Origin of the sequence: Mesorhizobium sp. M0848, from assembly GCF_040319805.1 — a bacterium.
Lineage (GTDB): Bacteria > Pseudomonadota > Alphaproteobacteria > Rhizobiales > Rhizobiaceae > Mesorhizobium.
This window is the reverse complement of the sequence record NZ_JAMYOM010000055.1, coordinates 1-7,707: the sequence shown is the minus strand read 5'-3', so window position 1 is coordinate 7,707 and position 7,707 is coordinate 1. Positions and strand designations below refer to the sequence as shown.

The 7,707-nt window shown below is 64.9% G+C and carries 8 protein-coding genes; 7 read left to right on the top strand and 1 reads right to left on the bottom strand.

The window, feature by feature from the left end; genetic code table 11:
- Nucleotides 1-520: 520 nt before the first annotated feature.
- On the bottom strand, nt 521-1,471 hold the full coding sequence (locus NKH95_RS32950) for a LysR family transcriptional regulator (protein ID WP_023808937.1): 951 nt from the start codon (nt 1,469-1,471) through the stop codon (nt 521-523).
- A gap of 93 nt (nt 1,472-1,564) precedes the next feature.
- Here NKH95_RS32950 and NKH95_RS32945 point away from each other — a divergent pair, with 93 nt between their 5' ends.
- From NKH95_RS32945 to NKH95_RS32915, 7 genes are all read left to right on the top strand, one after another.
- A complete protein-coding gene (locus tag NKH95_RS32945; protein ID WP_023808936.1) occupies nt 1,565-2,470 on the top strand; it encodes a dioxygenase family protein in 906 nt (301 codons plus the stop codon).
- Between the two features lie 3 nt (nt 2,471-2,473).
- The gene (locus NKH95_RS32940) at nt 2,474-3,433 is read left to right on the top strand and encodes a VOC family protein (RefSeq protein ID WP_023808935.1); all 960 of its coding nucleotides are present in this window, start codon (nt 2,474-2,476) and stop codon (nt 3,431-3,433) included.
- A complete protein-coding gene (locus NKH95_RS32935) occupies nt 3,430-4,089 on the top strand; it encodes an alpha/beta hydrolase (RefSeq protein ID WP_023808934.1) in 660 nt (219 codons plus the stop codon). The genes NKH95_RS32940 and NKH95_RS32935 overlap by 4 nt, the downstream gene beginning before the upstream one ends.
- Complete coding sequence (locus tag NKH95_RS32930) at nt 4,086-5,150, top strand: maleylacetate reductase (RefSeq protein WP_023808933.1); 1,065 nt, start codon at nt 4,086-4,088, stop codon at nt 5,148-5,150. The genes NKH95_RS32935 and NKH95_RS32930 overlap by 4 nt, the downstream gene beginning before the upstream one ends.
- Before the next feature lie 27 nt (nt 5,151-5,177).
- The gene (locus NKH95_RS32925) at nt 5,178-6,452 is read left to right on the top strand and encodes an ABC transporter substrate-binding protein (RefSeq protein WP_023808932.1); all 1,275 of its coding nucleotides are present in this window, start codon (nt 5,178-5,180) and stop codon (nt 6,450-6,452) included.
- Between the two features lie 59 nt (nt 6,453-6,511).
- Nucleotides 6,512-7,228 carry an ABC transporter ATP-binding protein gene (locus NKH95_RS32920; protein ID WP_032908626.1) on the top strand — a complete coding sequence of 239 codons (717 nt, stop codon included), beginning with the start codon at nt 6,512-6,514 and terminating at the stop codon, nt 7,226-7,228.
- Nucleotides 7,228-7,707: ABC transporter ATP-binding protein (locus tag NKH95_RS32915; RefSeq protein WP_352799858.1), on the top strand; the 480-nt coding region annotated here is incomplete at its 3' end. The genes NKH95_RS32920 and NKH95_RS32915, both read left to right, overlap by 1 nt.

Genomic DNA, 7,707 nt, shown 5'->3' with positions numbered 1-7,707 from the left:
TGACCAGAACCCTCATCAGAAGCGCCCATCCGTAACATGCCTGGGGAACAGACCCTTGATGTCGTAGATGACGCCCGGGGTCTTGGAGGACATTAGCTGATCTGGTCGCGCGGAGTTACCCTCGCCGTGAGGTGAAGGCAAACCGGTGATAGGAGGCTCAACCAAGATCGATATTCGCACTTACAAACCTTCGGTCTCTTCGTCGTCGAGCATCTGTCACCTCAGCGCACCCTTGTCTGCGCGTGTGGGACGCCGGCTTTGTACCCAACCGAATACAGGCACGGGAGTTCCATTCCTGCACGGAATGGGGTGGGAGAGCCGCACTTCATTGCTGGCGATGCTGAATAGGCGCCATGAACCAGCTTCGCTGATCCTGGCGCTCACCGGCGTGCCCTTCAGCTCCTCAAATCGGGATCCCGTTCGGGAAAAACGAGACTGGCCAATGGACGCCCGATCGTCTCGCTGCTCCAAACGTCCGCTCCTGGCTCTTGGAGCTGTAAGGGGTGCCATGTCGGCTGGATTACCGCCCCCAGACGACGGCATTCTCGTGCCGTTTGATGATGTGCTTCAGATTCTCGAAGGCGGTCGTGACGTGGCCGGCGAAGCGCTCTGCCGCCGGCGAGCGCGGTCCGCTGACCCGGCGCAGGATGCCGAGTGAGCGGCTGGGCTGCGGAATTTCATAGGGCAGCACCGTCACCCGGTTTTCCTTGCGCTGCGCGAAGACCACGGAGAATGGCAGCACCGCCAGCGCATCGGTTTCGGCAAGGAAGTTGATCACGCTCATCAGCGAGCCTCCCGAATAGCGGACGTTGAGGTCCGACATGCCGATGCTCATCAGGATCATCTGCAGGTCCGACATCAGCGGAGAGCCGGGTAGGGGGGCTACCCAGGGAAAGCTGGTCAGGTCATGCGCCCTGAGGCGGCGATTTCGCAGCAGGGGATGGTCGGGCCGGCAAGCCACGACGTTGCGTCCGGGCAGGATTTCGGTGAATTCGAAGCCGGGTCCCAGGTCGAGCACGCCGATCGGCACGATCCCGAGATCGATCTGGTTGCTCTCCAGCGCCGCGACCATCTCGGGCAGGTTCATATAGCTTTGCTGAACGGTGACCTCGGGTTCGAGCTTCTGGAATTCTCCGATCATCCGGCTGATCATCGCATCCATGAAGAAGGGCACGCCGCCGACACGGACGACGCCCTTCGTGCCTTTCATGAAGCCCTGGACCGCATCCGACGCCTTGCGCGACGCGGTGATGATCGTGCGGCCCTGCGCCGCCAACTGGAAGCCGAGCGGTGTCGCCTGCAGCGGCCGGCGACCCTTGAGGAAAAGCGGCTCGCCCACCCGCGCCTCCAGCATGGCCAGCGATCGACTGACCGCCGGCTGGGTCAGGCCCAGCATAGCGGCTCCTTCCGACACGCCGCCGGCATCCAGCACCGCGGCGAGCTGCATGAGGTGGCGCTCGTTCAGCTTCATAGCAAAACGCTATACAAGGGACGCCACATCTCATCAAGCATCGCGTCGGGCCGTGCTATCCCGCTTGGCAAGGGGAAGGGAGGCCCCGGCGGAATGCACGGCCAGCACGACCCGAAGCGAGATGAATTCCCCAAGGCGATCTCGACGCAGGCCGAGGAATTCTCACGGCGCCTGACGGCAATGGGCCAGTCCCGCCTGGCGGCGGCGGCGCAGGCAGCCGTCGACGGTTTGCACGCGCTGATCGTCGAGCTGCGACCCTCGGGCGAGGAGTTCCGTCAGGCGATCGATTTTCTGACCGAGGTTGGCCACTACGCCGATGCGCGGCGCCAGGAATGGGTGCTGTTCGCCGACGTCCTGGGCGTGTCGTCGCTGATCGAGGATCAGAACAGCCCGCGCCCTGTTGGGGCGACCCCAAACACCCTGGCCGGCCCCTTCTACCGGGCCGACGTGCCGGTGATGCCGCTCGGCGCGAACATCTCGCGCGATCACAAGGGCGAGCCGCTGGAGGTTGCGGGCCGGATCGTCGCGCTCGACGGCGATGCGATCGGCGATGCGATGGTCGAGATCTGGCAGGCCAATGCCGAGGGTCTCTACGAGAACCAGGAACCCGACAGGCAGCCGGAATTCAATTTGCGTGGACGGTTCCGCACCGATCCGCAGGGACGCTTCGTCTTCGTGACGGTGAAGCCGAAGGGCTACACGCTGCCATCGGACGGACCGGTCGGTCAATTGATGTCGGCGCTTGGCCTTGGCCTCGAGCGGCCGGCCCATATCCATTTTCGCGTCTCGGCGGAGGGCTTCGAGACGCTGACGACCCACATCTTCGACCGGTCGGACCCTGCGATCGGCCGGGATGCCATCTTCGGGGTCAAACCCGAACTCATGGCCGAGTTCCGCGCGCTGCCGCCCAACGGAGGAAAACGGAAGCACGCGCTCGACCTCAACCTCGTGCTCTGTCCACAGCGGCGGGGCGAAACCGAAACCTCTGGGAGGAGATGACCGATGGCACGTGTCAGCGGCTACCACCATTTGACGCTCTCGACCGACAGCGCTCAGGAAGATTTTGATTTCTATACCAAGGCACTGGGCCTGCATTCGGTGAAGCGCACCGTCTTGTTCGACGGCGTCATCCCTGTCTATCACCTCTATTACGGCTCGCCCAACGGCGATGCCTCGACGATCATCACCACCTTCCCGTTCCGCAAGCCAGGCGTCTATGGCCGCCGCGGGTCCAACCAGTCGCGCACCATCATGCAGTCGATTCCCAAGGGGGCCGCGGATTTCTGGGTCGACCGGTTGAACGCGCGCGGCATCGAGGCCATCAAGATCACTCGTTTTGGCGCCGACCGTGCGGCTTTCGCACATCCCTGCGGCATTCCGCACGAGCTGGTGGAAAGCGACAGGGATACGCGCGCGCCGATCACCAACGAGGCGCAGGGCATCGGCAAGGCGCACGGCATCAAGGGAATATACGGCGCCGTGGTGGCGGTGATGGACCGCACTGCGATGGACGACTTCCTGACCATCGCGTTGCCGCTGGAGAAAGAGGCTGACGACCATGAGGGACTGGTGTTCCGCGTGCCCGACGCGACCGGCGTCGCTCAGCGCGTGGAGGTCATTGTCGACCGCGACAGCCCGCAGGGCACCTGGACGCTGGCGGGCGGTACGATCCACCACCTCGCCCTCAACACCGGCGACGAAGAGAACCAGCTGAAACTGCGCGCTCATATCGAGGGTCTCGGCTTCACGGATATATCGGAGCAGAAGGACCGCAACTACTTCAAGTCCTGCTATGTCCGCTCGCCCGGCGGCGCGCTGTTCGAAATTGCCTGGACCACGCCGGAAGGCTGGGCCAAGGACGAGCCTCCGGGCCAGATCGGCAAGACGCTGGTCTTCCCGCCGTGGTTCAAAGATCGTGAGAGCGAATTGCAGGTCGGCCTGGAAGAGGCGGACTTCACGTGAGTTCAGGCAGCGGTCCGCTCCGGCTTGGGCCAAGAGGCCCGGAGGCGAAGGCGATCTGCGTCTTCGTCCACGGCCGTGGCCAATCGCCCGAAGAGATGCAGTCCCATGTGCTGTCGCGGCTTTCCGCAACCGCCGTGGCCTTTATCCTGCCGCGTGCACCACACGGCATGTGGTGGGAGGCGCGTGCCGTCGACCCGTTGACGCCGGTCGCCCGGGCGCAGCTTTCCGACGCGCTCGACCACCTTGCGGCCGCAATGGTCGCGGCGCGGGCCGAACTGCCCGGACTGCCGCTTCTTCTCGCGGGCTTCTCGCAAGGGGCGTGTCTGTCGATCGAATACCTCTGCGCGGGGCTGCCGCCGCCGGATGCTTTGGCGGCCTTCACGGGCTGCCGTGTCGGCGTTCCGGCGGACGAAAGATCCGAGGCCGCGCCGGCCGGAATGCCGATCTATCTTTCCGGCGGCGATGCCGATCCCTGGATACCAGTCTCGGCGTTTGCCGATGCCGCGCAGTCGCTGGGCCGCATTGGCGCGAGCCTGCGGGCCGATCTCTTCCCGGGACGGGGCCATGAGGTCTCGGACGCCGAGATCGTCATGCTGGGCACGATCCTCGACGACCTCGCGGCCGGGCGCGGCCCGCGCATGGAGGCGGCGCGATGATGGACAGCTTCACCTTTCCGGGCCTGACGACACGGGTGGTCTTCGGTGCCGGCACCATAGCTCGCGTCGAAGAGGAAGTCCGGCGGCTCGGCCATGACAAGGTGATGGTGCTTTCGACACCGCATCAGATGGGCGATGCGGAAAGACTGGCCGTAAGCCTTGGTGGCCTCGCCGCCGGGATCTTTGCCGGCGCGGTCATGCATACCCCTGTCGAGGTCACGGAAAAGGCCGTCGGTGCCTTCCGCGGCAGCGGCGCTTCGGCGGTCGTCAGCCTCGGCGGCGGCTCGACCACCGGGCTCGGCAAGGCCATTGCCGTGCGCACGGGCGCCGACCAGGTGGTCATTCCCACCACCTATGCCGGCTCGGAAATGACCGACATCCTCGGCGAGACGGCGGCCGGCGAGAAGACTACCCGCCGCTCGCCGGACATTCGCCCCGAGACGGTGATCTACGACGTCGATCTGACACTGAGCCTGCCGGTCAGTCTCACCGTCACCTCGGCGATGAACGCGATCGCTCATGCGATGGAGGCCTTGTATGCCCCCGATCGCAACCCGGTGATCGTGCTCATGTGCAGGGATGCCATGATTGCCTTCAAGGACGGCATTCCAAGGCTGATCCGCGACCCGCAGGATCGCGCGGCGCGGACGCAGGCGCTCTATGCGGCCTGGTGCTGCTCGACCGCGCTCGGCTATGTCTCGATGGCGCTGCATCACAAGCTGGCGCATGTCTTCGGCGGCTCGTTCGATACGCCGCATGCCGAGACCCACGCCATCCTGCTGCCGTACACGACCGCCTTCAACGAAACGGCGGTGCCTGATCTGTTGCGTCCGATCACTAGGGCATTCGGTGGTGGCTCGGCGGGCGGCGGGCTCTGGGATTTCGCACAGTCGGTCGGCTCCCCGCTGAGCCTGAAGGCGATCGGCATCGAGGAGGCCGATCTCGACCGCGCGGCGGCGATCGCGGTCAAGAATGCCTATGCGAATCCGAGGCCAATCGATCCAGGATCGATAAGGGAACTCCTTCAGGCGGCGTGGGAGGGACGCCGTCCGGGGGCTTGAGAATAAAACAAGAGGGAGGAACTACACATGATCACAAGACGTAGCCTACTGAAAGCCTCGGCGGCGACAGGCCTGGCGCTGGCCGGTTCGCGCCTGGCGACGCCGGCCATCGCGCAAGGCGCCAAGATCCGCCTGGGCTATGTTTCGCCGCAGACCGGGCCGCTTGCCGGCTTCGCGGAGAGCGATGCCTACAACATCAAGGCCTTCCTCGCTTCCGAGGCAGGCAAGAACTTCGAGGTCATCGTCAAGGACAGCCAGTCGAACCCCAATCGCGCGGCCGAGGTGGCGAAGAGCCTGATCGTCGATGACGAGATCAACCTGATGCTCGTCGGCTCGACGCCCGAGAACACCAACCCAGTGGCCACCACCTGCGAGGCGGAGGGCGTGCCGGTCATCTCGACGATGGCGCCGTGGCAGCCCTGGTTCATCGGCCAGCAGGGCAGTCCGGCCGATCCGGCCTCGTGGAAGCCTTTCAACTTCGGCTATCATTATTTCTGGGGTCTCGAAGACATCATCGCCGTCTACACCGGCATGTGGAAGCAGCTTTCCACCAACGGCAAGGTGGGCGGGCTGTTCCCCAACGATGCCGACGGCAATGCCTGGGGCGACCCGAAGAATGGGTTGAAGCCCGGCCTCGACGCCGCCGGCTTCAGCCTTGCCGATCCTGGCCGCTATCAGAACCTTTCGGACGATTTCACCGCGCAGGTCAACGCCTTCAAAGCCGCCAATGCCGAGATCGTTACCGGGGTGGTCATTCCGCCCGACTTCACCACCTTCTGGAACCAGGCCCGCCAGCAGGGCTTCAAGCCCAAGGCGGTGACGGTGGCCAAGGCGATCCTTTTCCCGCAATCGGTCGAGACGCTCGGCGACGCCGGCCACAACCTCTCGTCCGAGGTCTGGTGGTCGGCCTCGCATCCGTTCAAATCGTCGCTGACGGGCGAGAGTTCGGCCGAACTCGCTGCGGATTTCACCGCCAAGACCGGCCGTCCCTGGACCCAGCCGATCGGTTTTGTCCATTCGCTGTTCGAGGTGGCGGCCAATGTCATGGGCCGCGTGTCGGATCCAACCAATGCCGAGGCGATCGCGGCGGCGATAGCGGCCACCGACATGACGACGGTAGTGGGCAAGGTGGCCTGGAGCGGTGCGGGATTGCCACCTTTCGCCGCGAAGAACGTCTGCAAGACGCCGCTCGTTGGCGGGCAGTGGCGCAAGAAGGCCGGTGGCGGCTTCGATCTGGTGATCGTCGAAAACGCCGGCGCCTCCCAGATACCCACCGCCGGCAAGATGGAAGCCCTGGCCTGACGCTGCCGAGGGCGGCTGATACCGCCGCCCTCGTTCGGCGCGACCCAAGGATGACAGTGATGATACTCAGGCTGGAAAACGTTTCGAAGTCCTTCGGCGCCTTGAAGGTTGCGGATTCCGTGACCGTCAGCGTGCCGCGCGGCGAAGCGCTGGGCATTATCGGCCCGAACGGCGCCGGAAAATCGACGCTCTTCAACCTGATCACCGGCAATCTGTTTGCAAATGAGGGTCGCATCGAATTGCTCGGCCGCGACGTGACCCGTGCTCCGGCGATGGAGCGGGTGCGCATGGGCGTTGGCCGCAGCTTCCAGATTCCGCAGCCTTTCGAGGGGCTGACCGTGTTCGAAAATCTCTTGACCGCTGCCGCCTTCGGCCGCGGCGCACGCGAGGCCGAGATGGTCGACGATTGCGCTGGTATCCTCGAGGAGACGGAGCTTCTCAGGAAGGCCAATTTCGTGGCCGGCTCGCTGAGCCTTCTCGACCGCAAGCGCCTCGAACTCGCCCGCGCCCTGGCGACAGGCCCTGAGCTTCTGCTCCTGGACGAGATCGCCGGCGGTCTGACGGAGGGCGAATGCAAGGCCCTGGTCGCGACGATCAAGGCGATCCACGCCAGGGGCACGACAATCATCTGGATCGAGCATGTGCTGCACGCCCTGAATTCGGTGGTCGAGCGGCTTCTCGTGCTGGATTTTGGGCGTGTGATCGGGATCGGTGCGCCTGATGAGATCATGGCCTCGAAGGCGGTTCGCGAAATCTATCTGGGGCTCGAGGTCTGATGCTGGAAACGCGCGGCCTCACCGCGAATTACGGCCAGTTCCGGGCGCTGTTCGGTGTGGATATCAGCGTGGCCGCGGGCGAATGCGTGGCGATCATCGGCGCCAATGGCGCCGGAAAATCCACGCTGATGCGCTCGATCACGGGCGTGATCGGCAACGAGCCCGGCATGGTGCTGCACAGGGGCGAGCCGATTGGCGCGCTGTCTTCGGCCGAGATCATGAAGCGCGGCATTGCCATGGTGCCGGAGGGGCGCCGACTGTTCCCTTCGCTGACCGTCGAGGAAAACCTGCTGGTCGGCGGGCAAGCGCGCAAGGTGCCGGGGCCGTGGAACCTCGACGCCGTCTATGACCTTTTCCCGATCCTGCGCGAGCGGCGCAAGAGCCCCAGCACCGCGCTCTCGGGCGGCCAGCAGCAGATGGTGGCGATCGGCCGGGCGCTGATGTCGAACCCCCAATTGCTGCTCTGCGACGAGATCAGC

What these genes read in the sequence shown, in the direction of transcription:
- NKH95_RS32925 (WP_023808932.1), top strand. Translation starts at nt 5,178, where the DNA reads ATGATCACAAGACGTAGCCTACTGAAAGCCTCGGCGGCGACAGGCCTG.
- NKH95_RS32945 (WP_023808936.1), top strand. Translation starts at nt 1,565, where the DNA reads ATGCACGGCCAGCACGACCCGAAGCGAGATGAATTCCCCAAGGCGATC.
- NKH95_RS32950 (WP_023808937.1), bottom strand. Translation starts at nt 1,471, where the DNA reads ATGAAGCTGAACGAGCGCCACCTCATGCAGCTCGCCGCGGTGCTGGAT.
- NKH95_RS32920 (WP_032908626.1), top strand. Translation starts at nt 6,512, where the DNA reads ATGATACTCAGGCTGGAAAACGTTTCGAAGTCCTTCGGCGCCTTGAAG.
- NKH95_RS32940 (WP_023808935.1), top strand. Translation starts at nt 2,474, where the DNA reads ATGGCACGTGTCAGCGGCTACCACCATTTGACGCTCTCGACCGACAGC.
- NKH95_RS32930 (WP_023808933.1), top strand. Translation starts at nt 4,086, where the DNA reads ATGATGGACAGCTTCACCTTTCCGGGCCTGACGACACGGGTGGTCTTC.